The following is a 16,785-nucleotide window of genomic DNA, read 5'->3' as shown; positions in this document are numbered from 1 at the left end:
CGTCAGCGGGGACCAGATGCCGATCAACATCGAATATCGCGGCCCCGCCGACCTTCCGGAAATCATCCCGGTGTTTCCGTTGCCGGGCGCGCTGCTGTTGCCGCGCGGCCAGATGCCGCTCAACATCTTCGAGCCGCGCTATCTGGCGATGGTCGACGACAGTTTTCGCGATGGCCATCGCCTGATCGGCATGATCCAGCCGGACGCGGCGCATTCGCCGAAAAATTCCGACAGGCCGGCGCTGTTCCGCGTCGGCTGCGTCGGTCGCATCACCCAGCTCGCCGAATCCGGCGACGGCCGCTACATCCTCGAGCTCACCGGCGTCGCACGCTTCAAGGTGGTCGAGGAGCTCGAGGTGCTGACCGCCTACCGGCAGTGCAAGGTGGACTTCTTCGCCTACGTCGACGACTTCACCGCGCGCAAGGGCGAGGACGAAGTCGATCGCGAGGCGCTGCTGACGGTGCTGGCGGACTTTTTGAAAGCCAACAATCTCAAGGTCGACTGGGAAGGCGTCGAGAGCGCGCCCAACGAGGCGCTGGTCAATGCGCTGGCGATGATGTCGCCCTACGGCCCCGCCGAAAAGCAGGCGATGCTGGAAGCGCCGGATTTGAAGACCCGCGCCGAGATCTTGATCGCGGTGACCGAGATGGACCTCGCCAAGAAACGCACCAGCGGCGATCCACCGTTGCAGTAAGGGATACGAGGGCTCACGCCGCGCAGACGGCTGCCTTGTCACCTCGCTTGGCACCCCGCCTCAGGATTTTCGCGACGCCGGATCCGGGCATCGGCCGGCTGAAATAATAGCCCTGGGTTTCGGCACAGCCTTCCTCGCGGAGAATATCGAGCTGCTCCTTCGTTTCGACGCCTTCGGCGGTCGTCGTCTTGCCGAGGCTGACCGCGAAGCGAACGACCGCCCGCGCGAGATGATGCGCGTCCGCGCTTGCGCTGGACAGTTCGTTGACGAAGCTGCGGTCGACCTTGATCTTGTCGAACGGGAATCTCTGCAGAAAGCTCAGCGATGAATAACCGGTGCCGAAATCGTCCAGGGCTACGCGCACGCCGAGCTCGCGCAGCTGGCCAAGTGCTGCGAAGACGGCTTCGCTGTCGTGCATAATGACCGTCTCGGTCACCTCGAGCTCGAGCCGGTGTGGCGCAACTCCCGAACTCGCCAGTGCGCCGACGATGACAGGGACAAGCTCCTTGCTCCTGAATTGGGCCGGAGACAGGTTGATGGCGATCCTGAGATGGGCGGGCCATTTGGCGGCTTCGCGACATGCGGTCCTCAGGATCCATTCTCCCAGCGGCACGATCAGGCCAGCCTCCTCCGCGAGCGGGATGAATTCGCCGGGCATGACCAGGCCTCGCCGCGGGTGATGCCAGCGCAGCAGGGCCTCGAAGCCGAGGATCTCGCCGGTCGCGGTATCGACGAACGGCTGGTAGTGCAGCTCGAATTCGCGGCCGGCGAGCGCATCCCGCATGTCGCGCTCCAGGTTGCGCCGCGCATGCATGAGCTCGTCGAGTTCGGGCTCGAAGAAACGGAATGCGCCACGTCCACCACTCTTGGCCGAGTAGAGGGCGAGATCCGCGCTCTTCATGAGCACGTCGGAATCGTCGCCATCGCGCGGCGCGATGGCAATGCCGATGCTGGTACCCACCGTGACGCGGTGATCGTCGAGATCGAAGGGTTCGCAAAGCGCCTTCCTGATGTTCTCGGCGAGGGCGGCGGCCTCGACGACCGGGTTGGTCACGTAATCGATCACGGCGAACTCATCGCCGCCCAGTCGGGCAATCAACGCGGTTTCCGTGACGCAGTCGCGCAGACGCGCAGCGACGGCGCGCAGCAGCGCATCGCCCGCCGGATGCCCGAGGGTGTCGTTGACTTCCTTGAAGCGGTCGAGGTCGAGCATGAGCACGGCCAGATCGAGGCCGCCGTTGCGCGTCACCGCAATCGCATGCTCCATCCGTTCCCTGAGCAGCACGCGATTCGGCAGATCGGTCAGCGCGTCGTGTTGCGCCATATGGGTGATCTTGGCCTCGGACCGGCGTTGCTCGGTCACATCGAGATGCGTGGCCACCCACCCGCCGCCGGCCATCGGCTGTCGCGTCACGCAGATCAACCGACCATCCGCGAACTCATCTATCCTGCTCGAGACTGCATCGAACGGCAACGCGGCCAGTTTCGTCGTGAATTGCTCGGCGGCGCCTTCGCTGGCTTCACCCTTGAGGATGCCGGTCACGACGCGATGCCTGATGATGTCGGCGTGCGGGGTCCCGGTTTTCAGCAGCTCCGGCGGCAATCCATAGAGCCGGGCGTAACGCTCGTTGCAGACGACCAGCCGCTTCTCCGCATCGAACATGCAGAGCGCCTCGACCATGTTGTTGATGGCCGTATCCAGCCTGAGTTTCTGGTCCTGGATTTCCCGTTGCGAGTCTTCCACCTGTTGCCTGGCGCGCGAAAGTTCGCTGATGATTTCCCTGAACCTGCTGGTTCGGGTCGCAAGGCGACGATCCGCCAGGACGCCGACGAAGCTCATCCCGAGCACCGACAGGGCCACACCCGCAATTGCAACGGCAAGGAAGGCCGGCGAAAGCGACAATGCATCGTTTTCCAGCGTCGGATCGGGAACGATCTGCACGGCTCCCATGGCCGTGAAATGATGCGACACAATGGCGAGCGTCAGCAGCAACGCCGCGGCGAAGGTCGCCCGCTTGCCCTTGCGGCCCATGGCGACCGCGAGGGCCGCGTAACCCAGGACCATGCCGAGGCCGATCGAGACCAGCACCAGTCCCGGCGACCAGGTCACATGACCCGGCACTTCGAGGGCCCACATGCCGATATAGTGCATGCTTGCGATACCGGCGCCGATGATGCCGCCACCGGCAGCTGCGCGCCAGCGGCCCGAGTTGTTGACGGCAACTCCGAAGCCGCCCGACGTCAGGATCATCGCCACAGCGAGCGACAGCGCTGTCAGAACGAGGCCGTAGCCGGTCGGGACGCCGGGTTCGTAGGCGAGCATCGCGACAAAATGCGTGGCCCAGATTCCATAACCGATGGCGGCACCGGCGATCGCAATCCAGATCAGCCGCGTCCAGGCGCGCGACGCGATCGCACGATGAAAGATGCTGACGGCTACAATGCTTGCAGCGAAGCAAACCAGGCCAGCGAGTACAACGAGCCGCCAATCGTGCTCGGCCGTCAGGCAGCTAAAAACGCGGAACATGCAATATCGCTCCCTCGTCAATACTACCGAGAATTGATCCGGTCGGACTTGCTCTGCGTTAATTTTCCGCAATGCCCAGTTGCATGCCTATCGCGAGGTAAACGTTGCGCGGCAAATGGCGTCCGTTGCCAGTAGTTGTGCGGATAAGAGAGAGTGCGAGTTCCGTGAAACTACGCGGGTGAGTGAGCCCGCGGCTGTATCCGTTCGAACGCTGCGCGTTCCGCCTAAGGACGGTTTCGGATGCGCTTGCGGCCCGTGATCATCGCGCGGATCAGATTCTCGCGCTGAAGCAGGCCCATCGCGACCACGCCGACGATGTGCAGCACGACCAGGACGATCGCGGCGTCGGATGCGTAAGCGTGGGTGTCCTCGATCCACCAGACGCCGAAGAAGGTGACGGTCACCGACAATGCGCCCGTGATCGCCGAGACGGTGAGCGACAGCAGCAGCGCGACCAGCATCAACGTGCCGGCGGGATTGAGCCCGATGTAGCGGCCGGTGATGCCGCGACGCAGATTCCAGAGATAGTTGGGCGCAGCGCGAAGCCTGACGCCGATCATGCGAAAGCGCGCATAGCGGCTGCCCCAAAATCCCCAGACCAGGCGGAACGCCAAAAGCCCGATGACGGTGTAGCCGACGATGCGGTGAAGGCTGTCGTAGACGGTGGGCGTGAACCACGCGGCCAGGACACTGGCCGCGAGCGCCCAGTGCCAGAGCCGCAGCGGAAGGTCCCAGACCGCCACCGTCCGATCCGCGGGGCGTCGGTCGGACACCCCGCGCGTCTCTCGCAGCGCTTTGTCGTTCAAGCCGGGACCACCCTTGACCACCCTTTGGCGCAGAGGCCTACTTGGCGATCGTGTGCTTCAGGCTGAGATCTTCCGGGCTGTAGAACAGCTCGTAGAGCTTGCCTTCCTTGACGCCGTAGACCTCATAGCACGAGCCTTCGATCTTGGAGCGGCGCACTTCGTAGCCCAGTGCCTTGGCCTTGGCTTCGGCTTCGCTCGCCGGCTTCCACGACGCCTTGTCGAGCTTGGTGCAGTTCTTGAAACCGTCGGCCATCGCCGTCGACCCCATGCCGATCCCGACCGTCAGTGCGATGGCAAGAACACGAATGACTCTCACGAATGTCTCCTCCTCTGTCGTGTGCGCGAAGCGCGCCCGAAGGAAACAAAGGAGAGGGTGAAGTCAATCGGGGTTCGGAGCCGCGATGCCTTAGAGATATTCTAACGGTCGCCAAAACATCAGCGCGGTCCGAGGGCAGGGCGGGTTTTGCGGCGCGCTGCGGCCTTACGTCTCACGGATTCGACGGGGGTACAATTCCGCACCGCCCTCAGTAGCCGGCCACCGCCATCGCCACGACCACGCTCAGCGCCATCCAGCCGAAATGGCGGCCACGCGTCGCCCATGCATTGGCGCAGGCGGAGAAGCCGAACACGCAGATCATGGTGAGGACGATCCAGCGGCGCGCCGGCGCGGAGTCCATCCAGGGCGTCGCGATCAGGAGCACGCCACAGCCGATCCAGGCGACGGTCGAGGCCTGCCAGACCAGGCGGATCAGGGTGCGGAGCCGCGGCGGCTCGATCGTGGCGCGGGGAAAAACCTTGGTCTCGCCGAGGACGCCATGGATGACGGCCACCACGATGGCGAGGATTCCGGCGCACTGGAGCAAGAGATCACGCATCGAAGTCTCCATACATCTGTGTATGGTGAGATAGAGGCTGGCCTGCCGCCTGTCAATACACTAGTGTATGGCCCGACTTCGGAACCCGACATGACCGACCAGCTTTCCGCCGACGACTGGATCAGCCAGGGCCTCAAGGCACTCACCAGGAGCGGCTTCACCGCGCTGAAGGCCGATCCATTGGCAAAAGCCATGGGCGTCTCCCGGGGCAGCTTTTACTGGCATTTTGCCGATCTCGGCGCATTCCACGCGGCCATCCTGAAGCGCTGGCGCGAGATCGCCGCCGAGGAGATCATCGCGCGCGTCGAGGCCGATAGCGACGAGCCGCTGACGGCGCTGCTGCGCCGGACCTTCGGCGCCCGGCTCGACCTGGAGCGCGCGGTGCGCAACTGGGCGGCGTTCGATCCGGCGGCGCAGGCGGCCGTCCGCGCCATCGACCGCCGCAGGCTCGACTATATCGAGGCCCTGCTGCAACGACGCGGATTCCCCGCCTCAAGCGCGCAGGCCCGCGCGCAGATCCTGTACTGGACGTTTTTGGGCTATGCGCTCTCGGCTGCGCCGGTGCCGGCCGCACGCCTGCAGGGCCTGCTCGACGAGATCCAGCGGATGGTCTCGGCCTAGCCCGCGATGGGCGGGCGAATTATTCTATGCTACAGGCAGCCGATCGCCGGAGACCCCCATGAACGCGCCCACCGAACGCCCCGAAGCCAGCGTCGATCCCAAACTGCTGGAGATCCTGGTCTGCCCGCTGACCAAGGGCCCGCTGGAATTCGACGCGGCCAAGCAGGAGCTGATCTCGCGGTCCGCAAAACTCGCTTATCCGATCCGCGACGGCATCCCGATCATGCTGCCGGAAGAGGCGCGGAAGATCGATTGAGACCGGCGCGAGATTTACGCGATAGCGTCGCAACACTCTCGCTGTCGTCCCGGCCTAGTGCGCAATTGCGCACGGGGGGCCGGGACCCATAACCACAGGGCGTGGTTCGGGGCGAAGCTGGTGACTCCGAGTCTTCGCAAAACTCTTGCTGCGGCGTATGGGTCCCGGATCTGCGCTTCGCTTGTCCGGGACGACGAGGAGGGAGCTCCCTACAGCGCCTCGCCCTTCAGCAATTTCGGGATCTCACCCGTCAAACCCGCCGCCTGGCGGATGAACAGATTCTTCAGCGGCGGGGTGCGGTCGACGATACCGAGGCCGATATCGCGCACCGTGCGCAACAGCGTCGACTGGTTGGAGAACAGGAAGTTCAGCGAGTTGGTGGCAACGCCCATCGCCATGGTGTCGAAGCGACGCCAGCGCTGATAGCGCTCGAGCACATCGGCGCCGCCGAGATCCATGCCGAGCCGCGCGGCATCGACCACGACTTCGGCCAAGGCTGCGACATCCTTCAGCCCCATGTTGAGGCCTTGCCCCGCGATCGGGTGAATGACGTGGGCGGAATCGCCGACCAGCGCGAGGCGCTCGGCGACGAAGGAGCGCGCGACGAAATAGGACAGCGGAAACGCACGCGGCTTGTCGAGCGCCTTGATCTCGCCGAGATGCAAACCAAAACGGCGTTCGAGCTCGCCGTGAAATTCGTCTTCGCTCAAACCGATGATGCGCGCGGCCTCGGCGCGGCGCTCGGTCCACACCAGCGACGATCGCTTGCCTGCGAGCGGCAGGATCGCAAACGGCCCCGCGGGGAGAAAATGCTCTTCGGCGCGTCCGTCGTGATCGCGCTCATGGCCGACGGTGACGACGATGCCGGATTGATCGTATTCCCAGCCATGGGTGGCGATGCCGGCACGCTCGCGCAGCTTCGACTTCGCGCCATCGGCCGCGACCAGCAGGCTCGCGGCAATCTTGCTGCCGTCGCCGAGCGTCACGTCGACGCCATCGGCGCTCGCGTCGTAGGACGCAACAATCGTCGCGCGGAGATCGATCCCTTCAGCTTCGGCGCGGACGACCAGCGCATCGATCAGGCGGCGGTTCTCGACCATATGCGCAAAGGGCTCGCCGGGCGCGACGTCGCCGGCGAAATTCAGGAATGCCGGGCGGGTGGCGTCCTCGAGCTTGGAATCGGTGACGACCATGTCGAGGATCGGCTGAACCTCGGCCTTGACGTCGTCCCAGGCGCCGAGCGCCTCGAACAGGCGGCGGCAGGCCGCAACGATCGCGGTGGCGCGGGGATCGCGGCTCGGCCGTGTGGCAAGCGCAGGGTCGGCGACGATGACTGGGATCTCGGGTCCGAGCCCCTGGCGCAAGGCAAGTGCGAGCGCCAGGCCCGCAAACGCGCCGCCGCCAATGACTATGCTATTCTGTGACATACCAAATTCCCGGCCAACTCTTGGTCTTGCTAGCAGACTTGAGGTGGGCGAAACAGTGCGGTGAAACAAGGGCGGAACGGCCCGAATGTGTCATTCCGGAGCATCCGGCCTCCGAATGACGGCAAGAAAGTTCACGCCATGTCCAAAAGCCTGTTCGACCTCATCTCGATCCTCGACCTCGAACAGCTCGAGGTAAACCTGTTCCGCGGCAACAGCCCGAAGACGGACTGGCAGCGGGTCTTTGGCGGCCAGGTGATCGGACAGGCGATGGTCGCGGCCTGCCGCACCGTCGAGGGGCGGCTGCCGCATTCGCTGCATTGCTATTTCATCCTGCCGGGCGACCCGCGGGTTCCGATCATCTACCAGGTCGAGCGCCTGCGCGACGGCAAGAGCTACTCCACGCGCCGCGTCACCGCGATCCAGCACGGCAATGCGATCTTCTCGATCATGGTTTCGTTCCATGCGGAGGAGGCGAGCGTCTTCGATCACCAGGATAAGATGCCGGATGTGCCGCCGCCGGAGAAGCTGACGGCGGAGGAGGTCGCAAAGCAGCCGATCTTCAAGGAAATGCCGGAGTTCATCCGCCGCTATTACGAGATGGATCGGCCGATCGAATTGCGCCCCGTCGAGATCGGCCGCTATTTCGGCCAGAAGGTCGACGACGGTCGCATCCACATCTGGATCCGCACGGCTGCGAAACTTCCTGACGATCCCGCGCTGCATCTTTGCGCGCTGGCCTATGCGTCGGACTTCTCGTTGCTTGACGCGATCATGGCACGCTACGGCCGCACGCTGTTCGACAAGCAGATGATGCCGGCGAGCCTCGATCACGCGATGTGGTTTCACCGCCCGTTCCGCGCCGACGAATGGCTGCTCTACGCCCAGGATTCGCCGAACGCGCGCGGCGGCCGCGGCCTGTCGCGCGGTCTCATCTTCAAGCCCGACGGCACGCTGGTGGCCTCGGTGGCGCAGGAAGGCTCCGTGCGCGAGAGGCGGAGCTGATCGCGCCCCAAGCGCGAACAATCGCGCTCGGGGCTGTTTGGGTCGTGCTTACATCGCGCCGCGCGGCGCGAGCTCGGTCTGCGATGCGAACCAGTTCATGATCCAGCGATAGACCCACGGGATCGGGATGATGAAGCTGCAAAGGATCGCGGCCACGATTCCGCGCCAGAGAATCCCGAGACCGCTGCCCCGGAAGATGATCTCGCGACGCGTGCCCTGGATGTTGCGATAGGTCCAGCGCAGCTGTGCCGCGGCGACCCAGGCCCATCCGATGATGGTGATGATGGAGATCGCGAACAGCAGGTTCCAGCCGATATAGGCCAGCACCGAGCCGGTGAAGCTGAGGCCGAGCGGCTGCCCGTTGGAGGCGATGTTGGCGATCAGCCATTTCAGCAGCATCCAGTAGAGGACGATCTGGACGATGTAGAATGCGGTGCTCAGAATCTGGCTGCCGATGTAGCCGATGACAATGGCTGCGACGATGAAGCCGAAGAACCACGGCACGATCGCCATGGCAGTGCCGGTGAAGGAGAGGTTCGGCCGCCCCGGGACCCTCACGCAGGACACGATCCATTGCGTGTACCAGACGAACAGCCACGGAATCGGGATGATGAAGCACGAGCCGATCACCATCACCAGTGTTCGCCAGGTGAAGTCGAGGATGCCGAAATCGACCGACAGCGATCCGCCCGCCGCACTGCCGGCACCGGTATAGCTTCCGCCGCCCATCATCGGCGGCCCTCCGGCGGGAATGATCGGCGGCGCGCCGCCGCCTGCCATCAGACCGGGAATTTCGGCCGCCTTCTGCCAGCCCGCCATGCCCTCGGACCAGACCAGCGTATCGCCGCGCACGACGCCCTGAGCGATCAGGTCGCGGAATTGCCCCTCCGGATAGGGCCCCTGCTGCTTGCCCTCGGATGCGTAGAACCAACTCGCCATGAAGCGCCCCCCAAAATACTTATGTACCGCTCGGCAGGTGCGGGTTCACCGCATCCATGCCAAAAATGCATTGTGAAGGATGAACCGTTGCCCTGTACAGAGGCGGCCGTTCACATGGCCTCCCTTGGCCAAACGTTTTTCCGCTTCAATCTGCAAGTTTTTTGTGCCATTTGCCCGGAAAGATGCCAGATTGACGCGGCGCCGGGGACATACGGCGCGGCGCATCCCCGGGGAATAGGCCTGACCATGAAACTCGTCGTCGCGATCATCAAACCCTTCAAGCTCGATGAGGTCCGCCAGGCCCTGACGGCGATCGGCGTCCACGGCATGACCGTGACCGAGGTGAAGGGCTATGGCCGCCAGAAGGGTCACACCGAGATCTATCGCGGTGCGGAATATGTCGTGAACTTCCTGCCGAAGCTGCGGATCGAAATCGCGGTCGCCTCCGACGTCGCCGACAAGGCGGTTGCCGTGATCACCGCGACCGCCCGCACCGGGCAGATCGGCGACGGCAAGATCTTCGTTACGCCGATCGACCACGCGCTGCGCATCCGCACCGGCGAGACCGACAGCGACGCGCTCTAGATAAATACACGCCTTCTTCGATCGCACCGGGCAACGACGCCATAGCGTGCGACGCCAATTGATGCCGGGGGAAATGACATGGCGGGATTGTTGCGCCGCGCAGCCACTGTGGCTGCGCCGATCGGATTTGCTTTGGTCATGGCTTCGCCGGCGCGCGCCGCGACGGGCGAGATCAACACCGCCGACACCGCCTGGATGATCGTCGCCACCGCGCTGGTGCTGATGATGACGATCCCGGGGCTCGCGCTGTTCTACTCCGGCATGGTCCGCAAGAAGAACGTGCTCGCGACCATGGCGCAGAGCCTCGCCGCGGTGACGATCATCTCCATTCTCTGGGTCGCGTTCGGCTATTCGCTGTGCTTCGTCGGCGACGGCCCGTGGCTCGGCTCGCTCGACCGCTGGTTTCTCGCCGGCATGACCATGGACAGCGTCAACCCGGCGGCGAAGACGATCCCGGAAGCGCTGTTCATGCTCTACCAGATGACGTTTGCGATCATCACGGTGGCGCTGGTCGCGGGCTCGGTCGCCGACCGGATGCGGTTCTCCGCCTATCTGCTGTTCTCCGTCGCCTGGTTCATCTTCGTCTACATTCCGCTGGCGCATTGGGTGTGGGGCGGCGGCTTCCTCAACAGCATGGGCGTGCTGGATTTCGCCGGCGGTCTCGTCGTGCATCTGTCGGCCGGCACCGGTGGCCTCGTCGCCGCGAAGGTGATGGGGCGCCGTCACGGCTACGGCACTGAAAATCTCTCGCCGTTCGATCTCTCGCTCGCGGTGATGGGCACCGGCCTGCTGTGGGTCGGCTGGTTCGGCTTCAACGGCGGCTCGGCCGGTGCTGCGAATTCGCGCGCGGTCATGGCGATCATCGCGACGCATCTGGCGGCCTGCTCCGGCGCGTTGACCTGGGGCGCGATCGAATGGTCGACGCGGCGCAAGCCTTCCGTGCTCGGCATGATCTCGGGCGCGGTGGCTGGCCTCGGCACCATCACGCCGGCGTCCGGCTTCGTCGCGCCGTGGCACGGCATCGTCATCGGCATCGCCGCAGGCGGGATCTGCTACTGGGCCTGCACCTGGTTGAAGCACCGCTTCAATTACGACGATTCGCTCGACGTGTTCGGCGTCCACGGCATCGGCGGGCTGACCGGGACGCTTCTCGCCGGCGTGTTCGCGACCAGCTCGATCGGCGGCACCGCCGGCCTGCTCGAGGGCCATCCGCAGCAATTGCTGATCCAGCTCTACGGCGTCGCCGTCACCTTCGTCTGGTCGGCGGGAGTGAGCTTTATCCTGCTCAAGCTGGTCGGCCTGTTCGTGCCCTTGCGCGTGTCGCGCGAGCACGAGCTCGAGGGGCTCGATATCTCGCAGCACGGCGAAGCGCTCCAGTAAGCGGGGCTTGTCAGGAAGGGCTTGCGCGACACATAAGCACGTGCTTATGTGTTGGCATGATCGAAGCCGACATCTTCAAGGCGCTGGCGGACCCGACGCGCCGAAAAGTCTTTGAGAAGCTCGCCGGCGGAAGCCTGAACGCCAGCGCCTTGCGCGATGGTTTGGAGATCAGCCAGCCGGCGATGTCGCAGCATCTTTCGGTGCTGCGCGCGGCTGGGCTCGTGCGCGAGCAGCGGCAGGGCCGCTTTGTGAATTACGAAGTCGACCCCGACGGAATCGTGGCGATCGGGGCATGGCTTGCGCGCTACCGCGCCTATTGGCCGAAGCGCATGGAAGCACTCGCTGACCTCCTGAAGGATATGGATCAATGAGCGACGCAGTCGAAACTGATCGTCCCGATGCAAAGCTGGTGCTCGAATATGAATTCGATGCGCCGCCGGCAAAGGTCTGGCGCGCCGTGACCATTCCGGCGCTGCGCGAGCGCTGGCTGCCGGATTGCGACCTTGCGGGCGCCGAGCCGGAATCAACCATCACGGGCGAAGAGGTGCGCTACCGGATGCGCGATTCAGAACCGCCGTTTCGCGAGAGCCACGTCATCTTCCGGATCGAGCCGAACGAGGACGGCGGCACGCGCTTCCGCATCATCCAGCAAGCCTGCGAGGTCACGCTCCCGCGAGCGGCCAACAGCAATTGCTGCCTGATGCGCGCGGCGGCCTGACACCAACTAAGACTTCATCACCTGCAGACATGGAGGTCGCCGATGCGCGACATGCTTCAGCTCGTCCCTATGGTCGTCGAACAATCCGCGCGCGGCGAACGATCCTTCGACATCTATTCGCGGCTCCTGCGCGAACGCATCATCTTCCTCAACGGCGAGGTCAATGATGCGATGTCAGGCCTCGTCTGCGCGCAACTGCTGTTCCTGGAGGCGGAGAATCCGAACCGGCCGATCAATCTCTACATCAACTCCTATGGCGGCGTGGTCACCTCCGGGCTCGCCATGTACGACACCATGCAGTTCATCAAGGCGCCGGTTCATACGCTGTGCATGGGCACCGCGCGCTCGATGGGCTCGTTCCTGCTGATGGCCGGCGAGCCGGGTCACCGCGCCGCGCTGCCCAATGCGAGCCTGCACGTGCATCAGCCGCTCGGCGGCTTCCAGGGCCAGGCGTCCGACATCCTGATCCATGCCAACGAAATGCAGGAGACCAAGCGGCGCATCACCCGGCTCTATGCCCAGCATTGCGGGCGCACCGAGGAAGAGGTGGAGCGGACGCTCGACCGCGACCACTTCATGACCGCCCAGCAAGGGGTGGAGTGGGGATTGGTCGACCGGGTCTTTGCCGAGCGCGAGGCCGCCTGACGGTCCAGGTCCAGGTCCGCTCGGTTGCGCGCATCCCGTGAGCACACCGAGGGCCGGTTCGACATTTCGCAGCGCGGAGGGGCCCTTGGGGGGACCTCTCCTGTAACAAAATACCTTCAACCTGCCCGACGCGTGGGCAGCAATTGTGTCGGCAGCCTGTCGTGCCCGATTTTTGATCAGGTCTGACCACGGATTGAGCGCGACGTAATAGCGCACTGCACCGCAATACCCGTCAAACGCGAAAACCCCCGTTTTCATAGTCCGTTAGGCAAGCCGCCCGATCTGGCACGGCATTTGATTCTAAGGGTCCCGGCTGTGCCCGCGTAGTGAACTTCTCCCTCGTGGCGAACCAGTCGAGAAACGCCCGGCCACGTCCGGACCGGGCCCAAGCGGGGATAGGACCCATGAAAATTGTTATGGCGATTATCAAGCCATTCAAGCTGGAAGAAGTCCGTGACGCCCTGACCGCCATTGGCGTTCACGGTCTCACGGTGACGGAAGTCAAGGGGTATGGCCGTCAGAAAGGCCACACGGAAATCTACCGCGGCGCCGAATATGCCGTGAGCTTCCTGCCCAAGATCAAGATCGAAGTCGCTGTCGCCTCTGAGCAGGTCGACAAGACCATCGATGCCATCACGTCGGCTGCAAAAACCGGACAGATCGGCGACGGCAAGATCTTCGTCATCAACCTCGACCATGCGGTCCGTATCCGCACCGGCGAGGCCGACGCCGCGGCCCTTTGATTTCGCGCTCAACCAAAATCCAATCAGGAGTAAATGAAATGACGTTTAAGCGTCCCTATGGCGCGGGATTGGCGGCTCTCGCAGTCGGCCTGTTCGCTGCGACCGCGGCCTATGCCGAGCCAACGGTCAACAAGGGAGATAACGCCTGGATGCTGACATCGACAGTGCTCGTGCTGTTGATGACGATCCCGGGTCTCGCGCTGTTCTACGGCGGCCTCGTTCGTTCCAAGAACATGCTCTCGGTCCTGATGCAGGTGTTCTACACCGTCTGCGTCGTCACCGTGATCTGGGCCGTGTACGGCTACAGCCTCGCCTTCACCGGCGGCTCCGACTTCATCGGCGGCTTCTCCAAGGCCTTCATGATGGGCGTCACCACCGACTCGAAGGCCGCGACCTTCTCGGTCGACGCCAACATCTCGGAGCTCGTCTATATGTGCTTCCAGATGACCTTCGCGGCGATCACGCCCGCCCTCATCGTCGGCGCCTTCGCCGAGCGCATGAAGTTCTCGGCGATCGCCCTGTTCATCCCGCTCTGGGTCACGCTGATCTACTTCCCGATCGCGCACATGGTCTGGTACTGGCCCGGCCCGGACGCGATCCAGGACGCTGCCAAGGCTCTGGCTGCTGCGGGTGACGCGGCTGCGAAGACCGCGGCTCAGGCCAAGCTCGACGAGATCAACGCCGACGCCGGCTGGATCTTCAAGAAGGGCGCGATCGACTTCGCTGGTGGCACCGTGGTGCACATCAACGCCGGCATCGCAGGTCTCGTCGGCGCTCTGCTGATCGGCAAGCGCACCGGCTACGGCAAGGAGCTGATGGCTCCGCACTCGCTGACCATGTCGATGATCGGCGCCTCGCTGCTTTGGGTCGGCTGGTTCGGCTTCAACGCCGGCTCCAACCTCGAAGCCAACGGCGGCGCTGCCCTCGCCATGACCAACTCCTTCGTCGCCACCGCAGCCGCCGCGCTGTCGTGGATGTTCGCGGAGTGGATCGTGAAGGGTCATCCGTCGGTGCTCGGCGTCATCTCCGGCGCTGTCGCGGGCCTCGTGGCCGTCACCCCTGCCGCCGGCTTCTCCGGCGTGATGGGTGCGATCGTCCTCGGCCTCGTGGTCGGCGTGGTCTGCCTGTTCTTCTGCACCGTGGTGAAGAACGCGCTCGGCTACGATGACTCGCTCGACGTCTTCGGCGTGCACTGCATCGGCGGCATCGTCGGCGCCCTCGGCACCGGCATCCTGGTCAATCCGGCTCTCGGTGGTGCGGGCATCATCGACTACACCGCGATCCCGCCCAAGGTTGCCGATTACGACTTCGCGGCGCAGATGCTCTCCCAGATCGAAGCCGTCTGCACCACGCTGGTGTGGTCGGGCGTCGGTTCGGCGATCCTCTACAAGGTCGTCGATGTGATCGTTGGCCTCCGCGCCAATGTCGAGAGCGAGCGTGAAGGCCTCGACATCACCGACCACACCGAACGCGCCTACAACATGTAACGACTCCTCCCGGGCGCGGTCTCTTCGGGGATCGCGTCCACTCCTACGGTTTGGGCACATACCCGGCAATGCCCCGACCGTTGAGGGGCTCCAGCGCAAGTTGGAGCCCCTTTCTTTTTGCCGGGATTCTTTTTGACCCGCGCGCAGCAGAAAAAGATTGCCATTCCAGGTAGCCGGCGCAGAAATAACGACCACAACGAACAACAAAACGGGAGGTCGTCATGCGTTTGGAAGGCGGATGCTATTGCGGCGAAGTGCGCTACGTGGCCGAGGGCGATCCGATGATGCAGGCCCAATGTCACTGCCGCGAGTGCCAGTACATTTCGGGCGGCGCGCCCAACACCTTCATCGCCATGCCGGCGGCAGGCTTCAGCTACATCACCGGCCAACCGAAGCAATTCACCCGCAAGGACCTCGAGCGCGCGGTTACCCGTGAATTCTGCGCCGAATGCGGCACCCATCTGGTGACCAAGGTTCCGGGACTGCCGGCGGCCATCCTCAAGGTCGGCACGCTGGACGAACCCAAACAGTTCCATCCGCAGATGGCGATCTACACCTGCGACAAGCAGGAGTTCCACGCGATCCCCGCGGGCATGGCGACCTTCGAGAAGCTGCCGGCACACTGACAGGCACCGCCCGTCAGCGGATCGGCGCGGCGGCGATTGCGTCATCGACGCGATCGCGCCGCGGCGACGCGAATAAGCCATGCATCCCGTTGTTATCCGGCCTTATTATTCCCGCTCTGGACGGGTCGGCCGGCCGATGGTTAATCGCGTCTTAACCTCGCCCTATCTATGGTGAACTGAACCGCTTTCCCGCCGGCGCCTGCGCGCGACCGGCCGTTCCGAGAGTACTGGCGCCCAGAATGGTCATGACCGCTTCATCCCGTGCGCCGCAGGCCAGTGGAAGCTCCGACACCGAACGCTCGCCCTTTGTCCGGCTGAACGAGCTGTTGGCGCCGCATCAGCCCGGCAAGCCCTTGATTTCGCTCGCAGTCGGCGAACCGCAGCATCCGGTGCCGGATTTCGTCGGTCCGGTGCTGGCCAAGCATATCGCCGATTTCGGCCGTTACCCGATGAACCAGGGCACCGAGCCATTCCGCCAGGCGGCGAGCGCCTGGCTGTCGTCGCGCTTCAGGCTGCCGCGGCCGCTGGACCCCAAGGTCGAGATTCTCGTGCTCAATGGCAGCCGAGAGGGGCTGTTCCTCGCCGCGATCGCAGCAGCGCGCTATGTCGGGCCCAAGCCCGGCAAGCCCGCCATCCTGATGCCGAACCCGTTCTATCCGGTCTATGGCGCCGGCGCCGGCGCCGCAGCCTGCGAGTCGGTCTATCTGCCGACCACGATCGACAACGGGTTCCTGCCCGATCTCGACGCCATCGACGAAGCGACGCTCGCGCGCACGGTGGCGTTCTATCTGGCGTCGCCCGCCAATCCGCAGGGCTCGGTCGCATCACGCGATTATTTCACGCGCCTGAAGAGCCTCGCCGATCGCCATAACTTCGTGATCCTGAGCGACGAGTGCTACTCCGAGATCTACACCCGCGAGGCACCTGGCAGCGCGCTCGAATGCGCGGGCCCCGATTTCACCCGCGTGGCTGCGTTCCAGTCGCTGTCGAAGCGCTCCAACCTGCCGGGCCTGCGCGTCGGCTTCGCCGCCGGCGACAAGAAGCTCATCGGCATGTTCCTGGAGCTGCGCAACATCGCGGCGCCGCAGGTGCCGGTGCCGCTCCAGCATGTCGCGACCGTTGCCTATGGCGACGAGGCCCATGTCGAGGAGAACCGCAGGCTGTACCGGATCAAGTTCGATCTCGCCGACCAGATCATCGGCAATCGTTACGGCTATCGCCGGCCCGACGCCGGCTTCTGCGTCTGGCTCAATACGTCCGAGATCGGCGACGACGTCTCGGTGACTCTCAAGCTTTTCAAGGAGGCCGGCGTGCGCGTGGTGCCCGGTTCCTATCTGGCGCGGCGTCAGCCCGACGGCTTCAATCCCGGTGCCGGCTACATTCGCCTGGCGCTGGTGCAGGATAGTGAGACCACGGCGCAGGCGCTGCACCGGCTGGTCGAAACTCTGGGTTAG

19 protein-coding genes are annotated in these 16,785 nt (G+C 64.3%); 13 read left to right on the top strand and 6 right to left on the bottom strand.

Annotation, left to right across the window (positions count from 1 at the left end; all coding sequences use genetic code 11):
- The first annotated feature begins 16 nt into the window (after nt 1-16).
- Entirely contained in the window at nt 17-694 is a 678-nt protein-coding gene (locus NLM32_RS01290; protein WP_254127414.1) for an LON peptidase substrate-binding domain-containing protein, read from the top strand.
- A gap of 13 nt (nt 695-707) precedes the next feature.
- On the opposite strand, the gene NLM32_RS01285 is transcribed toward NLM32_RS01290, so the two are convergent.
- The 4 genes from NLM32_RS01285 to NLM32_RS01270 all read right to left on the bottom strand — a co-directional run bounded on the left by NLM32_RS01285 (nt 708) and on the right by NLM32_RS01270 (nt 4,902).
- Nucleotides 708-3,221, bottom strand: coding sequence for an EAL domain-containing protein (locus NLM32_RS01285; RefSeq protein ID WP_254127413.1), 2,514 nt, complete (start codon nt 3,219-3,221; stop codon nt 708-710).
- Between the two features lie 224 nt (nt 3,222-3,445).
- Nucleotides 3,446-3,994, bottom strand: coding sequence for a cytochrome b/b6 domain-containing protein (locus NLM32_RS01280; protein WP_375143511.1), 549 nt, complete (start codon nt 3,992-3,994; stop codon nt 3,446-3,448).
- Nucleotides 3,995-4,064: 70 nt separating this feature from the next.
- Nucleotides 4,065-4,343: a PepSY domain-containing protein gene (locus NLM32_RS01275; RefSeq protein WP_254127411.1), complete on the bottom strand. Its 279-nt coding sequence runs from the start codon at nt 4,341-4,343 to the stop codon at nt 4,065-4,067.
- 208 nt (nt 4,344-4,551) lie between these two features.
- Entirely contained in the window at nt 4,552-4,902 is a 351-nt protein-coding gene (locus NLM32_RS01270; protein ID WP_254127410.1) for a hypothetical protein, read from the bottom strand.
- A 90-nt stretch (nt 4,903-4,992) separates the two neighbouring features.
- On the opposite strand from NLM32_RS01270, the gene NLM32_RS01265 reads away from it, so the two are divergent.
- Both NLM32_RS01265 and NLM32_RS01260 read left to right on the top strand, forming a co-directional pair.
- Entirely contained in the window at nt 4,993-5,523 is a 531-nt protein-coding gene (locus NLM32_RS01265; RefSeq protein WP_254127409.1) for a TetR/AcrR family transcriptional regulator, read from the top strand.
- Between the two features lie 58 nt (nt 5,524-5,581).
- Nucleotides 5,582-5,779, top strand: a complete 198-nt coding sequence (locus NLM32_RS01260; RefSeq protein WP_018459670.1) for a Trm112 family protein — start codon at nt 5,582-5,584, stop codon at nt 5,777-5,779.
- A 209-nt stretch (nt 5,780-5,988) separates the two neighbouring features.
- Here the strand turns inward: NLM32_RS01260 and NLM32_RS01255 are convergent, their stop codons facing one another.
- Entirely contained in the window at nt 5,989-7,206 is a 1,218-nt protein-coding gene (locus NLM32_RS01255; protein WP_254127408.1) for a ubiquinone biosynthesis hydroxylase, read from the bottom strand.
- 138 nt (nt 7,207-7,344) lie between these two features.
- On the opposite strand from NLM32_RS01255, the gene tesB reads away from it, so the two are divergent.
- Nucleotides 7,345-8,208 (top strand): acyl-CoA thioesterase II, encoded by an 864-nt coding sequence (gene tesB / locus NLM32_RS01250; RefSeq protein ID WP_254127407.1) that lies wholly within the window; start codon nt 7,345-7,347, stop codon nt 8,206-8,208.
- A gap of 48 nt (nt 8,209-8,256) precedes the next feature.
- Here the strand turns inward: tesB and NLM32_RS01245 are convergent, their stop codons facing one another.
- A complete protein-coding gene (locus NLM32_RS01245) occupies nt 8,257-9,147 on the bottom strand; it encodes a DUF4339 domain-containing protein (RefSeq protein ID WP_254127406.1) in 891 nt (296 codons plus the stop codon).
- Between the two features lie 246 nt (nt 9,148-9,393).
- Here NLM32_RS01245 and NLM32_RS01240 point away from each other — a divergent pair, with 246 nt between their 5' ends.
- The 9 genes from NLM32_RS01240 to NLM32_RS01200 all read left to right on the top strand — a co-directional run bounded on the left by NLM32_RS01240 (nt 9,394) and on the right by NLM32_RS01200 (nt 16,785).
- Complete coding sequence (locus NLM32_RS01240) at nt 9,394-9,732, top strand: P-II family nitrogen regulator (RefSeq protein WP_008142802.1); 339 nt, start codon at nt 9,394-9,396, stop codon at nt 9,730-9,732.
- 78 nt (nt 9,733-9,810) lie between these two features.
- Entirely contained in the window at nt 9,811-11,112 is a 1,302-nt protein-coding gene (locus tag NLM32_RS01235; RefSeq protein ID WP_254127405.1) for an ammonium transporter, read from the top strand.
- Between the two features lie 56 nt (nt 11,113-11,168).
- Nucleotides 11,169-11,483 carry a helix-turn-helix transcriptional regulator gene (locus tag NLM32_RS01230; protein WP_018646000.1) on the top strand — a complete coding sequence of 105 codons (315 nt, stop codon included), beginning with the start codon at nt 11,169-11,171 and terminating at the stop codon, nt 11,481-11,483.
- Entirely contained in the window at nt 11,480-11,830 is a 351-nt protein-coding gene (locus NLM32_RS01225) for an SRPBCC domain-containing protein (RefSeq protein WP_254127404.1), read from the top strand. The genes NLM32_RS01230 and NLM32_RS01225 overlap by 4 nt, the downstream gene beginning before the upstream one ends.
- Before the next feature lie 42 nt (nt 11,831-11,872).
- Entirely contained in the window at nt 11,873-12,475 is a 603-nt protein-coding gene (locus NLM32_RS01220; RefSeq protein WP_097660508.1) for an ATP-dependent Clp protease proteolytic subunit, read from the top strand.
- A 404-nt stretch (nt 12,476-12,879) separates the two neighbouring features.
- Nucleotides 12,880-13,218, top strand: coding sequence for a P-II family nitrogen regulator (locus NLM32_RS01215; RefSeq protein ID WP_027535364.1), 339 nt, complete (start codon nt 12,880-12,882; stop codon nt 13,216-13,218).
- A 38-nt stretch (nt 13,219-13,256) separates the two neighbouring features.
- Nucleotides 13,257-14,705, top strand: a complete 1,449-nt coding sequence (locus NLM32_RS01210; RefSeq protein ID WP_254127403.1) for an ammonium transporter — start codon at nt 13,257-13,259, stop codon at nt 14,703-14,705.
- Between the two features lie 221 nt (nt 14,706-14,926).
- A complete protein-coding gene (locus tag NLM32_RS01205; protein ID WP_254127402.1) occupies nt 14,927-15,331 on the top strand; it encodes a GFA family protein in 405 nt (134 codons plus the stop codon).
- A gap of 239 nt (nt 15,332-15,570) precedes the next feature.
- Nucleotides 15,571-16,785, top strand: coding sequence for an aminotransferase class I/II-fold pyridoxal phosphate-dependent enzyme (locus NLM32_RS01200; RefSeq protein WP_254127401.1), 1,215 nt, complete (start codon nt 15,571-15,573; stop codon nt 16,783-16,785).

This window comes from Bradyrhizobium sp. CCGUVB14 (genome assembly GCF_024199935.1).
GTDB lineage: Bacteria > Pseudomonadota > Alphaproteobacteria > Rhizobiales > Xanthobacteraceae > Bradyrhizobium.
Note: the sequence above shows the minus strand (reverse complement) of the source record. Positions and strands in the feature narration are given on the sequence as shown.

Coding starts and splice junctions, on each gene's coding strand:
- NLM32_RS01290 (WP_254127414.1), top strand. CDS start 17: ATGCCGATCAACATCGAATATCGCGGCCCCGCCGACCTTCCGGAAATC.
- NLM32_RS01200 (WP_254127401.1), top strand. CDS start 15,571: ATGGTCATGACCGCTTCATCCCGTGCGCCGCAGGCCAGTGGAAGCTCC.
- NLM32_RS01220 (WP_097660508.1), top strand. CDS start 11,873: ATGCGCGACATGCTTCAGCTCGTCCCTATGGTCGTCGAACAATCCGCG.
- NLM32_RS01235 (WP_254127405.1), top strand. CDS start 9,811: ATGGCGGGATTGTTGCGCCGCGCAGCCACTGTGGCTGCGCCGATCGGA.
- NLM32_RS01240 (WP_008142802.1), top strand. CDS start 9,394: ATGAAACTCGTCGTCGCGATCATCAAACCCTTCAAGCTCGATGAGGTC.
- NLM32_RS01230 (WP_018646000.1), top strand. CDS start 11,169: ATGATCGAAGCCGACATCTTCAAGGCGCTGGCGGACCCGACGCGCCGA.
- NLM32_RS01265 (WP_254127409.1), top strand. CDS start 4,993: ATGACCGACCAGCTTTCCGCCGACGACTGGATCAGCCAGGGCCTCAAG.
- NLM32_RS01285 (WP_254127413.1), bottom strand. CDS start 3,221: ATGTTCCGCGTTTTTAGCTGCCTGACGGCCGAGCACGATTGGCGGCTC.
- NLM32_RS01245 (WP_254127406.1), bottom strand. CDS start 9,147: ATGGCGAGTTGGTTCTACGCATCCGAGGGCAAGCAGCAGGGGCCCTAT.
- NLM32_RS01205 (WP_254127402.1), top strand. CDS start 14,927: ATGCGTTTGGAAGGCGGATGCTATTGCGGCGAAGTGCGCTACGTGGCC.
- NLM32_RS01270 (WP_254127410.1), bottom strand. CDS start 4,902: ATGCGTGATCTCTTGCTCCAGTGCGCCGGAATCCTCGCCATCGTGGTG.
- NLM32_RS01215 (WP_027535364.1), top strand. CDS start 12,880: ATGAAAATTGTTATGGCGATTATCAAGCCATTCAAGCTGGAAGAAGTC.
- tesB (WP_254127407.1), top strand. CDS start 7,345: ATGTCCAAAAGCCTGTTCGACCTCATCTCGATCCTCGACCTCGAACAG.
- NLM32_RS01260 (WP_018459670.1), top strand. CDS start 5,582: ATGAACGCGCCCACCGAACGCCCCGAAGCCAGCGTCGATCCCAAACTG.
- NLM32_RS01255 (WP_254127408.1), bottom strand. CDS start 7,206: ATGTCACAGAATAGCATAGTCATTGGCGGCGGCGCGTTTGCGGGCCTG.
- NLM32_RS01225 (WP_254127404.1), top strand. CDS start 11,480: ATGAGCGACGCAGTCGAAACTGATCGTCCCGATGCAAAGCTGGTGCTC.
- NLM32_RS01210 (WP_254127403.1), top strand. CDS start 13,257: ATGACGTTTAAGCGTCCCTATGGCGCGGGATTGGCGGCTCTCGCAGTC.